Source organism: Pseudomonas idahonensis (genome assembly GCF_037903935.1).
Lineage (GTDB): Bacteria > Pseudomonadota > Gammaproteobacteria > Pseudomonadales > Pseudomonadaceae > Aquipseudomonas > Aquipseudomonas danubii.
On the sequence record NZ_CP149586.1, the window covers coordinates 1,602,234 to 1,622,851 of the forward strand.

General features: G+C 63.7%; 17 protein-coding genes. 11 read left to right on the plus strand and 6 right to left on the minus strand.

Annotation, left to right across the window (positions count from 1 at the left end; all coding sequences use genetic code 11):
- Positions 1-210: 210 nt before the first annotated feature.
- From WIN67_RS07330 to WIN67_RS07375, 10 genes are all read left to right on the plus strand, one after another.
- A complete protein-coding gene (locus tag WIN67_RS07330; protein ID WP_180988367.1) occupies positions 211-792 on the plus strand; it encodes a fimbrial protein in 582 nt (193 codons plus the stop codon).
- Positions 793-820: 28 nt separating this feature from the next.
- Positions 821-1,576 (plus strand): fimbrial biogenesis chaperone, encoded by a 756-nt coding sequence (locus WIN67_RS07335; protein ID WP_102878731.1) that lies wholly within the window; start codon positions 821-823, stop codon positions 1,574-1,576.
- Between the two features lie 285 nt (positions 1,577-1,861).
- A complete protein-coding gene (locus WIN67_RS07340; RefSeq protein WP_422394721.1) occupies positions 1,862-4,345 on the plus strand; it encodes a fimbria/pilus outer membrane usher protein in 2,484 nt (827 codons plus the stop codon).
- A complete protein-coding gene (locus WIN67_RS07345) occupies positions 4,342-5,094 on the plus strand; it encodes a fimbria/pilus periplasmic chaperone (protein WP_306398355.1) in 753 nt (250 codons plus the stop codon). The genes WIN67_RS07340 and WIN67_RS07345 overlap by 4 nt, the downstream gene beginning before the upstream one ends.
- Positions 5,095-5,179: 85 nt before the next feature.
- Positions 5,180-6,832 (plus strand): ShlB/FhaC/HecB family hemolysin secretion/activation protein, encoded by a 1,653-nt coding sequence (locus tag WIN67_RS07350; RefSeq protein WP_339071694.1) that lies wholly within the window; start codon positions 5,180-5,182, stop codon positions 6,830-6,832.
- 76 nt (positions 6,833-6,908) lie between these two features.
- The gene (locus WIN67_RS07355; protein WP_339070842.1) at positions 6,909-9,920 is read left to right on the plus strand and encodes a GLUG motif-containing protein; all 3,012 of its coding nucleotides are present in this window, start codon (positions 6,909-6,911) and stop codon (positions 9,918-9,920) included.
- 141 nt (positions 9,921-10,061) lie between these two features.
- Entirely contained in the window at positions 10,062-11,222 is a 1,161-nt protein-coding gene (locus tag WIN67_RS07360) for a fimbrial protein (protein ID WP_339070843.1), read from the plus strand.
- A gap of 90 nt (positions 11,223-11,312) precedes the next feature.
- Positions 11,313-12,233: a LysR substrate-binding domain-containing protein gene (locus WIN67_RS07365; protein WP_253083911.1), complete on the plus strand. Its 921-nt coding sequence runs from the start codon at positions 11,313-11,315 to the stop codon at positions 12,231-12,233.
- Positions 12,234-12,471: 238 nt separating this feature from the next.
- Positions 12,472-13,662 (plus strand): low temperature requirement protein A, encoded by a 1,191-nt coding sequence (locus WIN67_RS07370; protein WP_339070844.1) that lies wholly within the window; start codon positions 12,472-12,474, stop codon positions 13,660-13,662.
- Positions 13,663-13,743: 81 nt separating this feature from the next.
- Complete coding sequence (locus WIN67_RS07375) at positions 13,744-14,109, plus strand: 5-carboxymethyl-2-hydroxymuconate Delta-isomerase (protein WP_102878737.1); 366 nt, start codon at positions 13,744-13,746, stop codon at positions 14,107-14,109.
- Between the two features lie 12 nt (positions 14,110-14,121).
- Here WIN67_RS07375 and WIN67_RS07380 read toward each other — a convergent pair whose 3' ends face one another.
- The 5 genes from WIN67_RS07380 to WIN67_RS07400 form a co-directional block, all read right to left on the minus strand.
- Entirely contained in the window at positions 14,122-15,060 is a 939-nt protein-coding gene (locus WIN67_RS07380) for a LysR family transcriptional regulator (RefSeq protein ID WP_102861732.1), read from the minus strand.
- A gap of 180 nt (positions 15,061-15,240) precedes the next feature.
- A complete protein-coding gene (locus WIN67_RS07385) occupies positions 15,241-16,149 on the minus strand; it encodes a DMT family transporter (protein WP_102878738.1) in 909 nt (302 codons plus the stop codon).
- Between the two features lie 21 nt (positions 16,150-16,170).
- Complete coding sequence (locus WIN67_RS07390; protein ID WP_110595089.1) at positions 16,171-17,355, minus strand: cyanate transporter; 1,185 nt, start codon at positions 17,353-17,355, stop codon at positions 16,171-16,173.
- Between the two features lie 236 nt (positions 17,356-17,591).
- Positions 17,592-18,062 (minus strand): cyanase, encoded by a 471-nt coding sequence (cynS, locus tag WIN67_RS07395; protein WP_102878740.1) that lies wholly within the window; start codon positions 18,060-18,062, stop codon positions 17,592-17,594.
- Between the two features lie 35 nt (positions 18,063-18,097).
- Positions 18,098-18,757: a carbonic anhydrase gene (locus WIN67_RS07400; RefSeq protein WP_339070845.1), complete on the minus strand. Its 660-nt coding sequence runs from the start codon at positions 18,755-18,757 to the stop codon at positions 18,098-18,100.
- 108 nt (positions 18,758-18,865) lie between these two features.
- Between WIN67_RS07400 and cynR the strand changes: the two genes are divergently transcribed.
- Positions 18,866-19,756 carry a transcriptional regulator CynR gene (gene cynR, locus WIN67_RS07405; RefSeq protein ID WP_339070846.1) on the plus strand — a complete coding sequence of 297 codons (891 nt, stop codon included), beginning with the start codon at positions 18,866-18,868 and terminating at the stop codon, positions 19,754-19,756.
- On the opposite strand, the gene WIN67_RS07410 is transcribed toward cynR, so the two are convergent.
- A complete protein-coding gene (locus WIN67_RS07410) occupies positions 19,735-20,517 on the minus strand; it encodes a transporter substrate-binding domain-containing protein (RefSeq protein ID WP_110595093.1) in 783 nt (260 codons plus the stop codon). The two genes, cynR and WIN67_RS07410, sit on opposite strands and share 22 nt — an antisense overlap.
- Between the last annotated feature and the right edge of the window lie 101 nt (positions 20,518-20,618).

Sequence of the window (20,618 nt, forward strand, 5' to 3'; positions counted from 1 at the left end):
GCAGTCGGTATCGTAATGTCCGCTCTGGATGGAATGCAGATGCCTGTTGTCAATATGCATTTTATTGTGGGCGAGAGCGGTTGATCGAGGTTGTTGTGGTGTTCAACTCATGTCTCGTTGGCTCGAAGTTCAGCAAGGCTGTACGTCTCGGGAGGGCGAAGTTGTTTTGAATGCTGTGCTCTTAGACGGTTTTTAATAATAGGGAATCAGATGAAACTTAAATCTTTTGCATCCATGGCGACCTCCGGGTTGCTGCTTGCGGCACTGACTCCGGCATTGAGCTACGCAGAAACCGGCGTCAACTCCGGCAATGTGAAGTTCGAAGGCCTGATCTCCAGTGTCAGTTGCAAGGTGCAGGTCGATGCCAACGAATCCGGAGCGAACACCGGCACGGTCAAGTTCGGCAACGTCCTGCCTTCGGTTTTCGCCGGTGGCATCGGCACGGCTTCCGAGTTCAAGGAATTCAACATCAACCTCAGCGGCGGCGGCTGCACCGACGGCTCCAAAGCCGCCGTCAGCTTCCACAAGGATGGTTTCATCGATAACGCCACCGGCAACCTGCGTCTGATCGACAGCGGTTCCGGTTCGGCCTCGGGCGTGCAGATCCAGATTCACAACAACGGCGCCACGCCGGGGAAAGTCGACCTGTCGGAAAACAACAATCAGCAGGTTGCCGAAGTTATCGGTAACAAGGCCGTGCTGAAGTTCAAGGCCTCTTATGTGGCGGTCAGCGACACGATCGTAGAAGGTCGTGCCGACTCCAATATCAACTTCGATGTGACGTACAACTGACATCTGTCAGTTACATAAGGAGTTGCTCATGGCGCCGAAAGCGCATGTGTTTAAAACGTTCGTTATCGGCGCCCTCTTCCTGAGTTTGTTCTCTTCGGTAGTCAATGCGGAAATAGTCATTCATGGCACTCGTGTGGTTTATCCGGCGAGTGCGCGTGATGTGACACTGAGAATGAATAATCCAGGCGGTATGCCGATATTGGTTCAGGCCTGGATTGATGATGGTGATGCCAGTAAGGCGCCGGAAGAAATGAAAGTGCCCTTTCAACTTACACCGGCACTCAGTCGCCTGGAGCCCAATGCCGCGGCGGTGCTGCGTATTGGTTATTCGAAAGAACCGTTGCCCGCTGATCGTGAGTCACTGTACTGGCTGAACATTCTGGAAGTTCCGCCCCAACAGAAACAGGATGAAAACCGATTGGCCTTTACCTTCCGTCATCGGATCAAGTTGTTCTTTCGCCCTGCGGACTTGAAGGTCGATGTCAACTCGGCGGTGGGAAAACTCAGTTGGAAGTTTGAGCCCGCGGGAGTGGCCAAAGACCAGGCCGCAGGTCCGGTCATCCAGGTATCCAATCCAACGCCTTACTACCTGTCTTTCAGCAAGGTCGAGGTGCAAGTGCAAGGACGCACCGTCGACCTGGGGGCCGGGATGGTCGCGCCTTTTGGTCGGGAGTCCTTCGCCTGGCCGGCAAGCGCTGAAAGAGCGCCACGCAATGCGGCTGTGCGCTTTGAAGTAGTCAATGACTTCGGTGGCCGGGTGCCGCTTGAAAAGAACCTTCTCTAGTTGCCCTGTTAATTCAACTCCGCTCTTGGCCCTGGTTATTAAACGCTGAGTGCATTGGTATCGATTATGTTCAGTGTGCGGCCCTTTTGGCTGGGTTTTCCTGTGCTTGCGCGAGTCTGTCCTGGCGATGGTCCGGCCCGGCTCTTGCGAGCACTGTCGGTGCTGGCCGGGCTGCTGGGGCTGGCGGCTCCTGTGGCTGGCCAGCCGACGACCGCTGATCAAGCCGTGCTGTCGGAGGTGTCTGGCGACACGCCGCAGAGCAGCCCGGTGTTCTTCGATACCCAGATGCTGTTCAAGGGGCCGGGAACCCTCATCGACACGCAGCGCTTCGAGCGCGCGGGTTACGTGGCGCCGGGCAAGTACCTGCTGGATGTGCGGGTCAGTGGCGCCTGGCGCGGGCTGATCGAGATCGAATTGCGCGAAAGCGCTGACCCCCAGGGCAGCCAGCCCTGCTACGACCGCGAGTTGCTCACGCAATTGGGCATCGACCTGCACAAAGCCGACGCTGCGCTGGCGCCTGCCAGCCATCCGCTGCAAGGCGATGGCCTGTTCTGCGGGGACCTTGCCAGTTACATCCCCCACGTCACCACCAGGGTCAACATGGCCGAACAGCAGCTTGAGCTCTCGGTTCCACAGCTGTTCGTGCTGCCTGAAGTCGCCTCCAGCTATGTCGATCCGGCCAGTTGGGACTCGGGCATCAACGCTGCCCGGCTGAACTACAGCACCAACCTGTTCAGCTCCCAGAGCCGTGGCCAGCGCAGTACCAACGGTTATGCCGGATTGAGCATGGGCCTGAACCTGGGAAACCTGCGCCTGCGTCACAGCGGCACCTTGTCCTGGTCGCCCGACAGCGGCAGCGATTATCAGCGGGGCTACATCTACGGCCAGACCGACCTGACCGACTGGCGTTCGCAATTACTGGTGGGGGAGAGCGTGACCGATTCCGAGCTGTTCGATTCGGTGTCGTTTCGCGGGGTCAAGTTGTTCAGCGATGAACGCATGCTGCCCACCACCCAGCGCTATTTCGCCCCGGTGGTGCGCGGCACGGCCAATACCAACGCCAAGGTCACGGTGCAGCAGCGTGGTTACCTGGTGTATGAAACCACCGTTGCCCCAGGCCCCTTCGAGATTGCCGACCTGCAGGCCGCCAGCTTTGGTGGTGACCTGGAGGTGACGGTCACCGAGGCCGATGGCCGTACCCAGCGTTTTACCGTGCCCTTTGCCACCATGGCCCGCCATCTGCGTCCCGGCGTCACCCGCTACAGCCTGACCGGCGGTCAGGTGATCAGGGCCGGAGGGCGTGGCCTGCACCAGTATGTGGCCCAGGGCACCCTGCAACGCGGGCTGGACAACCGGGTAACCGGTTATGCCGGTGCCTCGCTCACCGGCAGCTACATGGCCGGCCTGATCGGCGCGGCGCTGAACACCGAACTCGGTGGTTTCGGTCTCGACCTGACCCAGTCCCGCACCCAGGTGCCGCGCAATGGCAACCTGCAGGGCACCAGCCTGCGTCTTTCCTACAGCAAGAACCTGCATGACAGCGGCACCCAGTTCTCGTTGCTGGCTTATCGCTATTCCACCCGGGGCTACCTGAGCCTGCGGGACGCCATCGACCTTGAGGACTTCGTCAACCGAGGCGCGCGCTTCGAAGACTTCGCCCGGGTCCGCGATCGGCTGGATGTGACGATCAACCAGCGGGTGGATGGCATCGGCGGTAACTTTTACCTCAACGGCTCCTCCCTCAACTACTGGAACAGCCGCGGTCAGGCCCGCAACTACGCCATGGGCTACAACCACCAGTGGCGCGGCCTCAGCTATGCCCTAAGCGTCCAGCGTACCCAGGGTTCGAGCCAGTTCTCGGGGCGTCGCACCCGCAGTGAGAACACCTTGTGGAGCCTCAGTCTGTCGCTGCCCCTGGGGGGCGTCGCCGGGCGTTCCACCCTGGCCAATGCCTTTGCCAGTCACGACCAGAATTCCGGAGCCCGCTACTCCAGCGGCATTTCCGGTTCACTGGGCGAGCACGACACGGCGTCCTATGGCGTCTCGGTGTCCCATGATGCCCAGCCGCGGGAAACCTCGACCAACGCCAACCTGAGTTACTACCTGCCGCAGGTGACCCTGAGTTCGAGCCTGTCCCAGGGCCGTGACTATCGGGCCCAGTCGCTGGGTGCCTCCGGCGGCATGCTCCTGCATTCCGGGGGCCTGACCCTGTCCCAGACCCTGAGTGAAACCGCAGCCCTGGTGCATGCCCCCCATGCCAGGGGCGCCAGTGTCGGTTACGCCGGTACGCAGGTGGACGGACAAGGTTATGCGGTGCTGCCGAGCCTGGCGCCCTATCAGCTCAATACCGTGGACCTGGACCCCAGCGGCATGGATGAGGATGTCGAGCTGCAGGTCAGTTCGCGCAATGTCGCGCCCCGGGCGGGGGCCGTGGTCAGGCTGTCCTACCCGACCCGCAAGGCCCGGGCGTTTCTGCTCGACAGCCGGCAGGCCGATGGCTCGCCGCTGCCCTTTGCCGCCAGTGCCCTGGACGCCGACAGCGGCGAGGAGCTGGGGGCGGTGGGGCAGGGCAGTCGCCTGGTGCTGCGCAGCGAGAAGGATCGGGGCCGCATTCGTGTGCAGTGGGGCGAAGGACCTGGCGAGCAGTGCCTGATCGACTATGTATTGCCGGCGCCCGCGGCGCAGCCGGGCAACGATTCGCTCTTGCTCGACTTGCCGTGTCGCGGCCTGTCGCCGCAGAGCACCATCACCGCGGAGCCTGCATCTTGAGGGGCTGCCTTGCTCGTGTGTTGCGTGGCGTGTGCCTGCTGGGGGCGGCGTTGCTGCTGTTCAGCCAGGGCGCCTGGGCCGATCTGTCGATTGTCGGCACGCGCTTTATCTATCCCCAGGGGCTGGCGGCCTTGAGCATCCGGGTCGGCAATCTCGGCACGGCGCCGCTGCTGCTACAGACCTGGCTGGACAAGGGCGATGCCTCGGTCGATCCGAGCCGGTTGGCCGTGCCATTCGTACTTTCACCGCCACTTTCGCGACTCGATCCGCAGCAGAGCGCCGTCCTGTCGCTGCGTCACAGCGGCGAGCCGCTGCCTGCCGATCGTGAGTCGGTGTTCTGGCTCAATTTTCTGGAAGTGCCGTCCCTGCGGCCTCTGAGCAGCAACCAGCTGAGCCTGAGCTATCGCCTGCGAATGAAGCTGCTGTATCGCCCCAAGGGCCTGCCGGGTCGGGCCGACGACGCGGCGCGCCAGTTGCGCTGGAGCCTGCCCGGGGCGACGCAGGCGGGAGGCGCTGCGACGCTCAGCGTGAGCAATCCGACGCCGTACTACGTATCCCTGGCTCGGGTGGATGTGGGCGATCCGCGCCAACCCATGACTGTACAGAGCATCACCGTCGAGCCGTTCGGTTCGGCGCGCCTGCCTTTGTCCGCCGCGCCGCCGTTGGGCGGCGGCGCGACAGAAATTCGATACCAAGTGGTTTTAGACAGCGGGGAGACGCTGAGTGGAAGTGTGCAAGTACAGCTGTAGTGGTACGCCAGCCGGCCAGCCGGCCGCTGAAGGCAAGGGGCCAGGTCCGGAGCGGGCGCGAGTGCAGTCGGCGCTGCGGCCGGGGATGTTGCTGGCGCTGCTGTTGCCCGCGTTGGCGCAGGCGCAGATGCGGGTCCAGGTGCCCAGTGCCGGGCAGGCCATTCGGGATATCGAAGCCACCCAGCCGGCGCTGCCGCCGCCCACCGATGACGTGCAGCTGGAGGTGCCCAAGGCCGAGCGGCCGACACCGGCCCCGGATACTTCTGGGGTGCGCTTGCAGGTCAAGGCTTTCGTCATCGAGGGCAATCAAGTGTTCAGCGATCAGGACCTGCAGCCGCTGCTGGACGATCTGCGCGCGCGGGAACTCGACCTTGACGGTTTGCGTGACGCGGCGCAGCGCATCACCGCCCATTACCAGCAACAGGGCTACCTGTTGGCCCGGGCCTTCTTGCCGGCCCAGGAAGTCGATGGCGGGGTGGTGCGCATCGAGGTCATGGAAGGTCGCTATGGCCGGGTCGAGCTGAGCAACCAGTCCCGTGCCCGGGATGGCGTGCTCCGTGGGCCGCTGGCCGCACTGGACGATGGCGCGGCGGTCAACAGCGCGGACCTTGAGCGCAGCCTGCTGCTGCTTAACGATCTGCCCGGGGTCCGGGTCAAGGGCACGTTGCGTGCGGGACAGGCCCCCGGCACCAGCGATCTGCTGGTGGAGGCACAGCCCGGTCCCTGGGCCAGTGGCAGTCTGGATGCCGACAACTTCGGCGGCTACCACACCGGCGAGTTCCGCCTGGGGGGCAGCTTCAACCTCAACAACCCCCTGGGCCTGGGGGACCAGCTCAACCTGCGCCTGCTGGGCAGCGACCGCGACCAGCGCTACTGGCGCAGCGCTTATCAGCTGCCCGTGGGGCCCTGGTCGACCCGGGTCGGCGCCGGCTACTCGCACATGAGCTACGAGCTCAACAGAAAGCGTTTGAAGAAGCTGCAGATGAATGGCCAGGCCAGTGTCCAGAGCCTGTTCCTCGCTCAGCCGATCCTGCGGGGGCGGACCTTCGACCTGAGTGCGCAACTGCAGTACGAGAACAAGCAACTGCGCGACGACATCGACTTGTTCGAGCTGAGCAAGCGCAAGCACATCGAGTTGTGGACCCTGAGCCTGGGTGGCAACCGTCAGGACCGCTTCTTCGGCGGTGGCTACAACCAGTTCAGCCTGTCCTACGGCTCCGGCCGCCTGACCTTCGATGACGCCTTCGAGCAGCGCCTGGATCGCTATAGCGCCGCCACTGGTGGCGGCTTCGCCAAGACCAACCTGCAGGTCGCGCGGCTGCAGCGCCTGGGCAACCGTTTCCAGCTCCATGCCCAAGTCAATGCCCAGTGGACCTCGGCCAACCTCGACAGCTCGGAAAAGATGGGGCTGGGCGGCCCCTACGGCGTGCGCGCCTATCCCCTGAGCGCCGGTATTGGCGACCAGGGCTGGCAGGCCGGCCTGGAGCTGAGCTACGCCCTGGCACCCGGCTGGCAGCTCAGCCTGTTTGCCGACAAGGGCTATGTGCAGGTCAACCGCCTGCCCTGGACCCGCGAAATCAATACCCAGCGCCTGCAAGCGGCAGGGCTGGGGGCACGCTGGAGCGGCGACCGGCGGCAACTCAACCTGACCAGTGCCTGGCCCCTGGATAACCAGAAGGCCGGGGACGGTCCCGAGCGCACCCCTCGGATCTGGGTCAGCGCGACACAGTTTTTCTGAAGGCCTGCGTGTGCTTTGGAAGTAGTGCCGTTCTGCGAAAAACAGCAGAGCGTTTAAACGTCAATAAGGAGTCATTGTGAACAAGATTTATGCATTGGTATGGAACCGCGCCCTGGGTCGCTGGAGCGTGACGTGCGAGGGCGCGCGGCGCCAGCGCCGCAGTTCCGGGCGCAAGGGGGTGTTGGTGATGGCGGCCGGGTTGCTCTCTATGGGCGGGCTGACGCCGGCGATGGCGTTGCCCGAAGGAGGCACGCTGGTGTCCGGCAGTGCCAATTACGACGTCAACGGCAATAACCTGGTGATCAATCAAAAGACCGACAAGCTGATCACCAACTGGACCGAGTTCAACATCGCCGCCGATCAGTCGGTGACCTTCAACCAGCCGGGACGCGACTCCATCGCCCTGAACCGGGTGACCGGCTTCAAGGCCAGCAACATTCAGGGCGCGCTGAACGCCAACGGCCAGGTGTTTCTGATCAACCCCAACGGGGTGCTGATCGGCCAGGGTGCGCAGGTCAACGTGGGCGGCCTGGTGGCCTCGACCCGTGGCATCAGTGACGATGATTTCGACAACGGTCGCTATCAGTTCACCGGAAAATCGGCGGTGGAAGTGATCAACGACGGCAAGATCACTGCCGCCGACGGCGGCTACGTGGCGCTGCTGGGCGCGCGGGTGCGCAACAACGGCGAAATCGTTGCCAATGGAGGAGCCGTGGCACTGGCGGCTGGTAACGACTTCACCCTGAGCCTGGGTAACGACAATCTGATCAGCTTGCAGATTAACGGTGCCGCCGCGGATGCGTTGGCGCAGAACACGTCGTTGCTCAAGGCCGATGGCGGTCAGGTGCTGATGCTGGCCAAGAGCGCCAATGCGCTGACTCAGGCGGTGGTCAACAACCAGGGCGTGATCGAGGCCAATACCCTGTCCAACAAGGGCGGGCGCATTGTTCTGGACGGCGGCGAGCGTGGCGTGGTCAATGTGGGGGGGAAATTGACGGCCAAGGCCGAAGCCACCTACGGCGACGGCGGTACGGTACAGACATCGGGCGCGGTCACCCGAGTCGAGCTCAATGCCGAGGTCGATACCCGCTCTAGGAACGATCGCACCGGCACCTGGGTCATCGAGTCCAACGAGGTCAAGGTGGGGGCGACGGGCGTGACTGGCAGCCCGACCCTGGTCGACAGCACCCTCTCCCAGAACCTGAACAACACCAACGTTCATCTGCGCAGCCGCAATGGCGATGTGGCGGTGGACGCTGCGGTGGCGTGGAAAAGCGGCAACCAACTGACCCTGACCTCCGCCAAGGACGTCAAGGTCAATCAACGGATCAATGCCACGGGGACCAACTCGCGCCTGGAACTGAACGCCGCCAAGTCGGTCCACCTCGACAATCACGTGAGCCTCACTGGCGCCAACAATAGCCTGGGGGTGAATTACGGCGAGCAACTGGTCGTGGGCAACCAGGGCCTGGTGACCTTGTCCGGAGACGACGCCGGGTTTGACGCCAATGGCAAGCAGCACAAAGTGATCCAGAACAGCCAGCAGTTGCAGGCCATCGGCAACAAGCTCGATGACCACTATGTCCTGGGCAATCAGATCAAGGGATCAGGGACCATCAACTCCATTGGCGGCGATCAGCTGTTCACCGGCTCGCTCAATGGCCTGGGCAATACCATCAGTGACTTCACCATCGACAGTTCGGGCCTGTACGCCGGATTGTTCGGTCAGTCCTCCGGCACCATCAGCGATCTGAAGCTGGCCTCGATCACCGTCAACGGGCAAAACAGCAGGAACGGTTTCAGTGAAATCGGCGGCCTGGTGGGGCGTAACAGCGGCAGCATCGCTCGGGTCAGTGCCCGTGATATGCAGGTCAACGCCGAGAGCAACCAGCGCAACAAGCTGGGTGGCCTGGTGGGGGTCAACTACGGCGGTTCGATCAAGGACTCTTCGGTATCGGGTTCGCTGTACGGCGGCGCCCATACCGCGGCCATCGGCGGCGTGGCCGGGGAAAACCGCTTCGGTCTTGTCAAGGCCGGCATCATCAGCGGCAGTTCCAGTCATGTCGATATCACTACCCATATGAAGAGACAGATCATGGGCGCCGCCGGTGGGCTGGTGGGGGTCAACAATGGCGCGGTGATTGTCAATTCGTCGAGCAAGGGCTCCGTCGGTACTTACAACCCGCTCTACAAGGGGCTGTATCTGGGCGGGTTGGTGGGTAATAACCAGAACGGCACCATTACCGGCTCCAGTTCTTCGGCGAGCGTGCATGGCTCGCTGGGTAGCCATATTGGCGGCCTGGTCGGGGTCAACCGGTCTGGCACCATCAGCGGTTCCAGTGCCAGCGGCAATGTCTATGGGGTGGGCACTGAGGCGGCCGGCGGGTTGGTCGGCTCGCAGCAGAACCAAAGCGTGCTGAGCAACGTCCAGGCCTCCGGGAATGTCATTGACCGCGCTGGCATGAATCTGGGGGGGCTGGTAGGAAAGAGCGATGACAGCACGATCCGCGGTTACATCGAGGCCAAGGGACAGGTCAAAGGCGGATTGAAGGCCAACGTCGGCGGCCTGGTCGGCAGCAACACCGGTGGGCTCATCTACGATGCCAAAGCACTTGGCGCGGTGGAGGGCTATGCCAGCAGTAATATTGGCGGCCTGGTGGGCTACAACGATGGCGACCTGATCTCGGTTGAGGCCCATGGCAAGGTATTTGGCGATACCTACAGCTCGGTGGGGGGACTGGTGGGTACTAACACCAACTACACCAACCACATCATCGAGCGTGCAGTGGCGACGGGCGACGTCCATGGAACCTGGCACAGCAAGGTGGGTGGCCTGGTCGGCGACAACCAGTCGCGGATCGTCAACTCCGAATCCCGTAGCAAGGTCAGTGGCGGCTGGCGTGCCACCCTGGGTGGCCTGGTGGGCGTGAACGAGGGGCAGATCCAAGGCTCGAAATCCACCGTCAAGGTCGATACCGTCTGGCACTACTTCCAGACCTCCGGTGATCAGGTCGGCATCAACCAAGGTACCTACTCGTCGGTCCGCGTTCCCGACAGCCTGACGCGGTTTGCCAGCCTGACGGAGTAAGTCTCGTCCGTAAAACCTCGGCCCGGCTGCCAGGGACTGTCCCTGGCACGCCGGGCACCGCAACCTATCCATTATCGATTGGCGGGCTCCTGGGGCGCTTTAGCGCGCCAGGAGCCGGCATGGAAAAAGAGGCAATGACCGATGAGTGACCCATGGCTCAGGCTTCTCACCGATGGGCGGCGGCCCGGACTGTTGATTGGCGCGATCATCCTGATGCTGTCTTGCCAGCTAGGGAGCCTGCCGGCGTATGCCGTTTCGGAGGGCCAGGCCACAAATTGCGTATTCAGTAGCTATGGCGGCACTGCCCGGGACTGGGTCGAGATCACGCCATTGACCCGCAGCACGCCGGTGGGGTCCGTATTGCAGCAGCGTCACGTGAACCCGATCATCGAATACACCACCGAGGAGGCGGAATCCCAGGAGATGCATGAATTGGTGGCCGCTGCGCATTTGCCGGGGGTGAGATTTCCCGACGGCATCATTCCGACCAATATCGATGGCATCAGCCTCAAGGTGACGGCCTATCCGTCCGGCTCGGACCCTCATGTCCTCACGGGCAATTTCTATCCCCGGGTACTGGAAAAGTACAGCGTGGAGCATTTAAGTGGCGCGTTGAAAAAGGTAGTCACGGCCTACGTGTATTCGCTGATCCTGACTCGGCCCGCCGATGAGTTGCCCAAGGGCGCACTGGTGGTCAACAGCTTGAGCGGTGCCCAGGTGGCGCTGTACGCGCTGGATCTGGACAAGGGGGTGGCGACGGTAGGGCAACACTTGCTGGAGCTGCCGCAGCAGGACAACCGGGATCGGTGTTCGAAACAACTGTTGCTCAGCGAACAGGATCTGCTGGGCGCCGAAGGCGTCAAGTTCGCCGCCAAGTGCCAGGTGGTCACCCGCAACGTTACGCTGCGTCTGGGCAGTCCCTCGGCCCATGACTTTCCCACGCTGGGCTCGACTTCGCCGCCCTCGGCCGTGGCCAGGCTTGAGGTCAACGACTGCTCGTTCAACAGCCTGCCGAAGGTCGCGTTCAGCGCCGAACCCGCCTCGCGCTGCGACCCGACAGGGGTCCTGGGGCTGACTCAATCGGCTCAGGATCAGGGGCGGTCCGTCGCCAAGGGCGTCGGCATCGTCATGTTCAATGAGCAGATTCCGCGCATTCATTGCAATGGCACTCAATACGCCATGGAGCGCCTGTTGGGCAGCGATAGCGCCAGCTTCAGCTTTCGCGCCCAGTACATTCGCACGGGGCCCATCACCGAGGGGGCAGCCAACAGCAGCGCCCAGTTCAACTTCACCTTCGACTGAAGCACCGGCCGCAGGCCTCGGGTGTTTACCTGGACGCCGGCCCACAGGCCTTTCTACACTGACCTCCGTCTGGGGACCGGGGGAGCACCGATGAATCGCAATGAACTGCGCAAGGCCGACATCAACCTGATGGTGGTGTTCGAGGCGTTGATGCTGGAACGCAATGTCACCCGGGTAGCGGAGAAGCTGTTTCTCGGCCAGCCCACCATCAGCTCCGCCCTCAACCGTTTGCGGGCGATGTTCAACGATCCGCTGTTCATCCGCGTCGGCCATCGCATGGAGCCCACGGCGCGTGCCGAGCAGCTTATCCAGCACCTGTCGCCGGCCCTTGACGCGCTGTCCTCGGCCCTGAGCCTGACCCACGATTTCGATCCTGCCAGCAGCACCATGACCTTCCGTATCGGCCTGTCCGACGACGTCGAGTTCGGCCTGCTGCCGCCTTTGCTGCGAGCCCTGCGCCAGGAAGCACCGCAGGTGGTGGTCGTGGTGCAGCACGTGGACTACTGGCGGATTCCCGACTTGCTGGCCTCCGGCGACATCACCGTCGGCATCAGCCAGACCCGGGGCCTGCCGGCCAATGCCAAGCGCAAGTTGCTGCGGCATATCCAGCCCAGCGTGCTGCGGGCCGATGCCAGCGATACGCCGTTGACCCTCGACGAATACTGCGCGCGGCCCCATGTGCTGGTATCCCATACCGCCAATGTCGCCGGCTTCGCCGATGAGTGGCTGGCGGAGATCGGCCGCACCCGTCAGGTCGTGCTGTCGGTGCCGCAGTACAGTTCTTTGCCGGCCCTGCTGGCCGGGACCAAGCTGATTGCCAGCCTGCCGGACTATGCCGCCGCGGCCATGGCCGCCTCGGGGCAGCTGTACTGCGAGCCGTTTCCGTTCAAGACCCCAACCCTGGACCTGTCCATGGTCTGGCTCAGCCATGTGGACACCGACCCCGCCGAGCGCTGGCTGCGTTCACGGCTGGAAGCCTTCATGAGCGAGCGGGCGCCCCTCGCGAGCTAATCGTGCTTTGTAGCCGCTGCCGCAGGCTGCGATGGACCGCGCAGCGGGCCCGAAACCGGCCCATGCGGTCTGCCTGGCGGATCGCATGGGCGGCCTTGCCCGTCCTGCGGACTGGGTCGCAGCCTGCGGCAGCGGCTACAGCGGCGCAGTGAACGGAGGCCGCCAGCTTGGCATAGGCACAGGCGGCTGCTTTGCTGTGTGGATCGTCAGTTGAAACATTGATCGGTGGAGTGTGCCCATGAGTCGTTCCCGTTCCCTGTTGCGTGGGCGTGGCAGCCACGACAGCGGCAAGGTTGGCATGGTCGAGCTGTTCTTCGACCTGGTGTTCGTGTTCGCTGTGACCCAGTTGTCCCATTCCCTGCTGGCCCATCTGTCCCTGGGCGGGGCGCTGCAGGTCGCGTTGCTGATGGTGGCGGTGTGGTGGGTGTGGATCTTCACGTCGTGGATCACCAACTGGCTGGACCCGGAAACCTTGCCGACCCGCCTCGGGCTGTTCGTGCTGATGGTGGCGGGGTTGCTGCTGTCGTCGTCGATTCCTCAGGCCTTCGGTGAGCGCGGCCTGCTGTTTGCCGGCGCCTATGTGTTCATGCAGGTGGGCCGCACCGCCTATGCCCTGTGGGCGGTGCGCGGCGAGCCGGTGAACATGACTCGCAACTTCCAGCGCATCCTATTGTGGCTGATGTTCTCGGGGGTTTTCTGGATCACCGGCGGCCTGCTGGAGGGCCCGCAGCGGCTGGCCTTGTGGGGGCTGGCCCTGGCCATCGAAGTACTGTCGCCGTCGCTGTATTTCTGGGTGCCGGGGCTGGGGCGTTCGACCCTGGCCGACTGGAATGTGGAAGGCAATCACATGGCCGAGCGCTGCGGCCTGTTCGTGATCATCGCCCTGGGAGAATCGCTGCTGGTGACCGGTGCCACCTTCGCCGAGCTGACCACCAGCGCCCAGGGGCTGCTGGGGTTCGTGGTGGCGGTGCTGGGCAGCATCGCCATGTGGTGGGTGTATTTCGACAGTGGCGCCGAGCGTGCCCACCACCGTATCGCTCATTCCGACGACCCGGGGCGTCAGGCGCGCATCGCCTACACCTATCTGCACCTGCTGATCGTGGCCGGGATCATTGTCAGTGCCGTGGCCGATGAGCTGGTGCTGATGCACCCGGAACACGCCCGCCCGGCCGGGGTGCTGGTGATAGTCGGTGGTCCCTGGCTGTTCCTCCTGGGCTGCGCCCTGTTCAAGTGGGTGATGAACGATCGGCCGTTACCGCCGCTGTCGCACCTGGCCGGGCTCGTGGTCCTGCTGCTGTTGTTGCCGGCCGCCTGGAATCAGCTGTTTTCCGCTCTGGCCCTGGGCAGCCTGACCACCTTGGTGATGGTGCTCGTGGCCGCCTGGGAAACCCTGGCCCTGCGCGAGCGGGCAGCGACGGCGGGGCAATGAGGCCTGCGGATAATGCAAGCGCGAGGTCGGGCCTTGTGTAGTATGGAGCGCCTTTTCCCCTGACAGACCAGGAGTTCTGCCATGCCGCACCTGCATATGGAATACACCGCCAACCTGCCCCAGCTGGACGTCGACAAGGCGCTGCTGCGGCTCAATCACGGGCTGGTGGCCTCCGGGCAGTTTGCCGATGAGTTCGATATCAAGAGCCGGGCAGTGAAGGTCGAGTCGTTCCGGGTGGGTACCGGCCTGGGTGAGCGGGCCTTTGTCCACGTCAAGTTGGCCCTGCTCAGCGGCCGCTCGCCGGAGATCAAGAAGCAATTGTCCGACAGCCTGCTGGCCCTGCTGCAGGACCTGGCGCCCTGGCCGGCTGAGCTGGCGGTGCAGTTGTGCGTGGAGATTATCGACATCGACCGCGCGTCCTACAGCAAGGCGGCTGTCGGTCTCTGATGGGGGCAGGGCCTAAAGCAGGCCCGGTTCGGCGCAGACCTTGACCACCTGTTCGCGGAACCAGGTCTGCGCGCTGTCCTGATCGGTGTTCTGGTTCCATTGCATGTCCAGGGTGAACCCCGGCAGGCCGCTGGGGGCCTCGCAATGGTTGAACACCGCTTCGTTGGCCAGCAAGGCCTGGATGCGTCGGGGCAGGGTCAGGATGAAGTCGGTGCCGGTGATCATTTTCAGCGCTGCGCTGTAGCTGTTGGAGCGGGCGACGATCTGCCGCTTGTGCGCCTGGCGGGCCAGCCAGCCATCCACCATGTTGCTGTCCGACGTCCAGGGCGTAGGAAAAACGTGGCGCCGTTCGATGAACGATTGCAGGCTGAAACGCGGCTCCCTGGGCGGTGTGGCGCGCTTGTCGAAGACGCACACCAGATCGTCCTCCAGCAGCATCTGCGACTTGAAGTCGGCATGGCTGCGATGGAAGTTCGGACCAAAGCAGATCACCAGGTCAATGCTGCCGTCACGCAGCTCCTCGGCAGGAATGTCGCTCTCAAGCTTCTGCACATTGACCGTCACCGGCAGGTCGGCGTAGTCGAACCCCTTGAGCAGGCGCGGCAGGATCAGCAGTTCGAAGTATTCAGGGGCGCAGAGGTTGAAGGTCACGGCCTGGCGGGTCGGATCGAAGGCCGGTACGCCGCTGTGGCACAGATTGATGCTTTCCAGGATCTTCAGCACGTGGCTGTACATGCTGGTGGCCTTGTAGGTCGGGCGCATGCCGGTGCGGGTATTGATGAACAGCTCGTCCTCGAAGCCATTGCGCAGTTTCTTCAGGCAGTAGCTGACAGTCGACTGACTGACGCACAGGGTTTCCGATACCCCGGTGACACTGCTTTGCTCGTACACCGCGATAAAGACCATCAGGTCCTGCATGTCGAGTTTTCTGAGCACGTTGCTGATGAGCATCTGTTCTATCCCGCTGAGCACCTGGCGCCGGTGGCGCACAAACCGGGTCGATGCTAGCGGAACGATCGTCCTAATCAAATGCCCGGGGTGGGGATTCGCGGACAGCATCCGGACATTAAATTCCGATAACACGACCTGCGCAGTTTCTCGCAGAATAATGTCCCCTGTCTCAGGGTCATTTCAGGCCATGGCTGCCCCGGGACGGCTGCCGCGCACCAGACCGAACATGCCCAGGGCCACCAGCAGAGCACCGAGCCCTTCTCCCAGGAGCGGACGCTGGCCCAGCCACAACCAGTGGAACAGGGTGAGGAACAGGGTGCTCAGGTAGATGTAGGAAATCACCGTGGACGGGGCGATGACGCCTATGGCCCGGTGCAACAACCAGAAGGTCGCCAGGGTTGCGAACAGGGCCAGGTACAGCAGCCACAGCAGGTCGTTGCTGCCGAGCAGGGCGGCGCTGCGCCAGCCGCCGCTGACCAGGCTGGCGGCAAACAGGAACAGCGCCCCGAAGAGCATGTTCCAGAACGTCATGGCGGCCGGGCTGCGGCCTTGCAGGCTGCGAGCCTTGAAGCGCTGGCTGAGGGGCGAATAGGCCGCCATGGCCAGGCAGCCCAGGGCATAGACCGCCATGGCATAAAGGGAGGGCAACTGCCCCGGCGCGCCCCCCTTGAGCACCAACAGCAAGGCCCCGGCGCCGGCCACCAGCATCGGCAGCAGGCGGCGTTGCTGGCTGCCGCCGGGCAACAGCCAGCCTTCGAACGCCAGGGTCAGCAGCGGCACCAGGGTGAACAGGGTGCCGGTGTTGACCGCCGAGGTGTAGCGCAGGGCTTCGAACAGCGAGCCAAAGTACAGCGCCAGCAGCAGGCCCAGTACCGCGTGGGCGCCCAATCCGGCCCGGGTCGGCGCCGCAGCGCCCTTGAACCACAGCAAGGGCACGAACATCAGTGCCGAGAACAACAGGCGCAGGGCGGTCAGCAGCACCGGATCGATGGCCTGGCTGACCTGGGCGGCCGCGAAGAACGAGGCGGCGATCAGCGCTGCCCAGAGCAGCATGCCGAGGTTGGCTTGGGTGAAACTCACAGGGTTCATGCAGGCCTCCCGGGCCGATGCTCAGCGGATGTGCCGGGCGTAATGCCGAGGGTCGAAGCGCAGCACCATGAGGATCATCACCCCCATCACTGCCGTCAGTGACCACCAGGCCCATTCGAAACTGCCCAACTGGTCGCGGATCATCCCCGCCAGCAGCGGTGACAGGCCGGCGATCAGGTAGCCGATGCCCTGCACGAAGGCGGTCAGGCCGCCGGCCCGGCGCGGGTCGGGCAAGTGGTCCAGGGACACGATCAGGCTCATGGGAAACAGTCCGCCAATGCCCAGGCCCAGCAGGCACGGCCAGAGCAGGCTCAGGTATTGCGGGCTGAGGATCAGGCCGCAAAAGCCGGCGATGATCAGCACCAGCAGGGCCACCAGCACTCGGCGCCGATCCTGGCTGCGGTTGGCGATGGCCGGGGTGACCAGCCCGGAAATCACTTCCATGGCGGTGAGAAAGCCCAGCAGCAGGCCGGCGTTCTGTTCGCTCCAGCCGTTCTCCACGTAGTAGGGCGCCAGCCACGCCAGCACGCAGGTGTAGGACGCGGTGCCAAGACCGAAGAACACCGCCAGCAGCCAGGCCCGGCGATTGCCGCTGAAGGACTCACGCCCGCCGCCGGCGGCCGGCAGGCTAGGCAGTGAACGGCGCTGGGCGGACCAGAACCCCAGGGCCAGCAGGGCCAGGCCGGCCCAGATCGCCAGGGCCAGGCGCCAGCTGCCGCTGTGGTTCATCACCAGTGGGGCGAAGGACGCCGCGATGGCCGCGCCGCCCATGATCGAGGTGACATACAGGCCCATGAACAGCGAGACGTTATCGGCAAAACGCGACTTGATCAGGGCCGGCATCAGCGCCTGGATCAGGGCGATGCCGACACCGGCCAGCACGGCGCTGAGAATCAGCTCCGCCGCCGAGTCCATGAACAACCGCGAGACCGTGGCCAGCCCGATGATCAGCAAGGACAGGACCACCGTGCGGTGTTCGCCCAGGCGCTGACTGATGGCCATGCCGAAGAACATCGCCAGGCCCATGGCCATGACCGGCAACATAGTCAGCAGCGACGCTAGGCTGAAACTCAGGGGGACATCGCCACGGATGCCCGACAGCAGAGGGCCGACGGCGGCCATCGACGGCCGCAGGTTGAGGGCCACCAGGACCACGCTGACCATCAGCCAGAGCGCGGGACGGGAACTTGCACGAACGTTTTCCATAACCAGACCTTCAAGGAACAGGGGCTGATTAGGCGGCGAGGGGGACAGTCGGGGCAAATCAGAAAGTCCGCAGTGTTATTTAAAAACTAAATATCACTGCGGACCTGTAACCGCTGTCATAGGCTGCGATTCGGTGCGCAGGACGGGGCAAACCGGGCGCCGCGGTTTATCGGTAAGGCCCGGTGCCTCGTTGCGACTCGGCGCCGCCTGCAGCGGCGGCTACTAGGCATGGTGGATCAGAACGGTTTGGTTGGCAGGTACTTGCCATCCAGGGTGATCACCGCGCGTGAACCGCCTTCCGGGTCCTCGACTTTCTTGATGTCCAGCTTGAAGTTGATGGCGCTGATGATGCCGTCGCCGAACTGCTCGTGCACCAGGGCCTTGAGGGTCGAGCCGTAGACCTGGAGCATTTCATAGAAGCGGTAGACGGTCGGGTCGGTGGGGATGCCGCCGGCGATGCTGCCCCGCAGGGGAATGCTCTGCAGCAGGCGGCTGGCGTCCTGGTCCAGGCCGAGTTTTTCGCATACCCGATCGGCAGCAGCAGCGGGCAGGGCATGCTGGCCCAGCAGGGCGGCGGTGACGAAGGCCAGGCTCAGCCCGGTACCGTCGGCAAGGTCCTGCCACGACAGGTTCTTGCGCGCCTTGGCGTCGATGATGGTGTCGGCCAGGGCCAGGCGTGGAGCTTGGGCGAATTGAGATTGCAGCATGGGTCTGTTCCTCTTGGGGGGATGAAAGGGGTTGCTCAGGCAGCGGTTGACCCGTGGCGGGCCAGGGCGCAGGTCTGCGGGTGTTCGGTCAGGGAGACAAAGCGCTGGCTGTTGCCGTCGAGGGCGGCGATGGCGCCGCGCTCGATGTCATACACCCAGCCATGCAGGTTCAGCCGGCCCTGTTCCAGGGCCAGGGCCACCGAAGGATGAGTCTTGAGGTTCGCCAACTGGGCGATCACGTTGTCACGCACCAGGGCGTCCAGGTGCTCGGCGGGGGAGGCATGCTGGCGGGCGGCGTTGATCACCTTGGCCGACTCGGCGTGGCGCAGCCAGTTGGCCACGGCGGGCAGGTGATCGAGGCATTTGCAGGTGGAGATGGCGGTCATTGCGCCGCAGTCGGAATGGCCGCAGATGACGATGTCACTCACCCCCAGCACCGCTACCGCGTATTCCACGGTGGCCGACACGCCACCGGGTTCCGGGCCGTAGCTGGGGACGATGTTGCCGGCGTTGCGAATCACGAACAGGTCGCCGGGCTCCTGCTGGGTCAGCAGCTCGGGAACGACCCGACTGTCGGAGCAGGTGACGAACAGGGTGCCGGGGCTCTGCTTGTTGGCCAGCTGCCTGAACAGCTCGCTGCGTTGCACAAAGGCCTCGTGCTGGAACTTGAGGAAGCCGTCGATGATGTTCTGCATGGGAGTCTCCTTGCGTCGCTGATGGGGCAAGGATGGAAGTGTTCGGCTATAGCGTCCAAGACCGGTTTATTATGCTTTCCATAAGTCCTGCCTATAGTTGGAGCCGTCATGCTCTTGCGTCATATCCGTTACCTGCTGGCCGTGGCCGAGCATTGCAATTTCACCCGTGCCGCCGAGGCGCTGCATGTTTCCCAGCCGACCTTGTCGCAACAGATCAAACAGTTGGAGGAGTCCCTGGGGGCGCCGTTGTTCGACCGCTCCGGACGCAGCGTGCGTCTCACCGATGCCGGTCAGGCCTATGTCGTCTATGCGCGCCGCGCCCTGCAGGACCTGCAGGCGGCCAAGCGGGCGATCCATGATGTGCAGGACCTGAGCCGCGGTTCACTGCGCCTGGCGCTGACCCCGACCTTCACTGCCTACCTCACCGGCCCCTTGCTCAGCCGCTTCAACCAGCATTACCCGGGGATCGACCTGAGCCTTGAGGAAATGACCCAGGATCGCCTGGAAGCAGCCCTGGCCGAGGACCGCCTGGACCTGGGGATCGCCTTTGCCGGCGAGCACCTGGCGGACATCCACAGCCAGCCGCTGTTCACCGAAACCCTGAGCCTGATGGTCGGCCTGCACTATCCGCAGCAGGGCCAGCAACCCTTGAGTGCCTCGGCCCTGGCTCGTCATTCCCTGGTGCTGCTCAGCGCCGACTTTGCCACGCGCCAGCATATCGACCTGTATTGCCGGCAACAGGGCATTGCGCCGCGTATCGCCATCGAGGCCAATTCGGTGAGTGGGATTGTCGAGATCGTGCGCCGCGGGCCGTTGGCGACCCTGCTTCCGAGTGCCATCGCCCGCGAGCAGCCGGGCTTGCGGGCATTGGCCCTGCAATCACCCCCGGCGCCCCGCAGCGTGGTGCTGCTGGAACGCCGGGGTGCCTATCGCAGCGCCGCCTGCCAGGCCTTTCGGCAGATGCTGCTGGACCAGGACTACGGCGCCGCCAGCCACTGATTCACCACCTGGTCATAGGCGCCGGTGGCCTTGCTCAGGTGCAGCCACTGGTCGACATAGCTTTTCCAGGCCATGTCATCCCGAGGCAGGAGAAAGGCCTTCTCGCTGTATTGCAGGTAGCGCTCGGGGTTGACCGCGCACAGCCCCGGCTTGTGCTTCTGCTGGAAGCGCGCCTCCGAGGCGTCGGTGATCATCACGTCGGCCTGCTTGGTCAGCAACTGATCGAAGATTTTCACGTTGTCGGCGAACAGGATCAGCTCGGCCTTGGGCACATGGGCCCGGGCGAAGACTTCGTTGGTGCCACCCGGTGGTTCGATCAGGCGCACCGAGGGCTGGTTGATCTGCTCCAGGGTTGCATAGCGCTTGAGGTCCTGGCAGCGCACCAGGGGAATCTTGCCGTCAATCCCCAGGGGCTGGCTGAAGAAGGCTTTTTTCTGCCGCTCCAGAGAGACGGAAATACCCCCGACGGCGATATCGCATTGCTGGCTCTGGAAGTCCGCCATCAGGGTCTTCCAGGTGGTGTTGATCCACTTCACCCGGACCCCGAGGCTTTTCGCCAGGGATTCGGCCATGTCGATGTCGATGCCTTCGTAGTGGCCATCGTCGCGCAAGTAGCTGTAGGGCTTGTAGTCGCCGGTGGTGCAGACCGTGAGGTGGCCACGTTCGAGTACCTGGTCCAGACGGGAGGTTGGGTCCTGGGCGAAGCTGAGGGCGGGGGCACTGAGGCCGAGCAGAGTGCAGAGCAAGAGGCGGGGCAGCATGGGTCGTTCCTTGAAGTGAAGGGCGGGACGCGGTGCCGAAGCATTATTGGCATCGGCCCTGGGTCGGGCAAGGGTGGCCTGGTGCCCCGCCTGGACAAAAC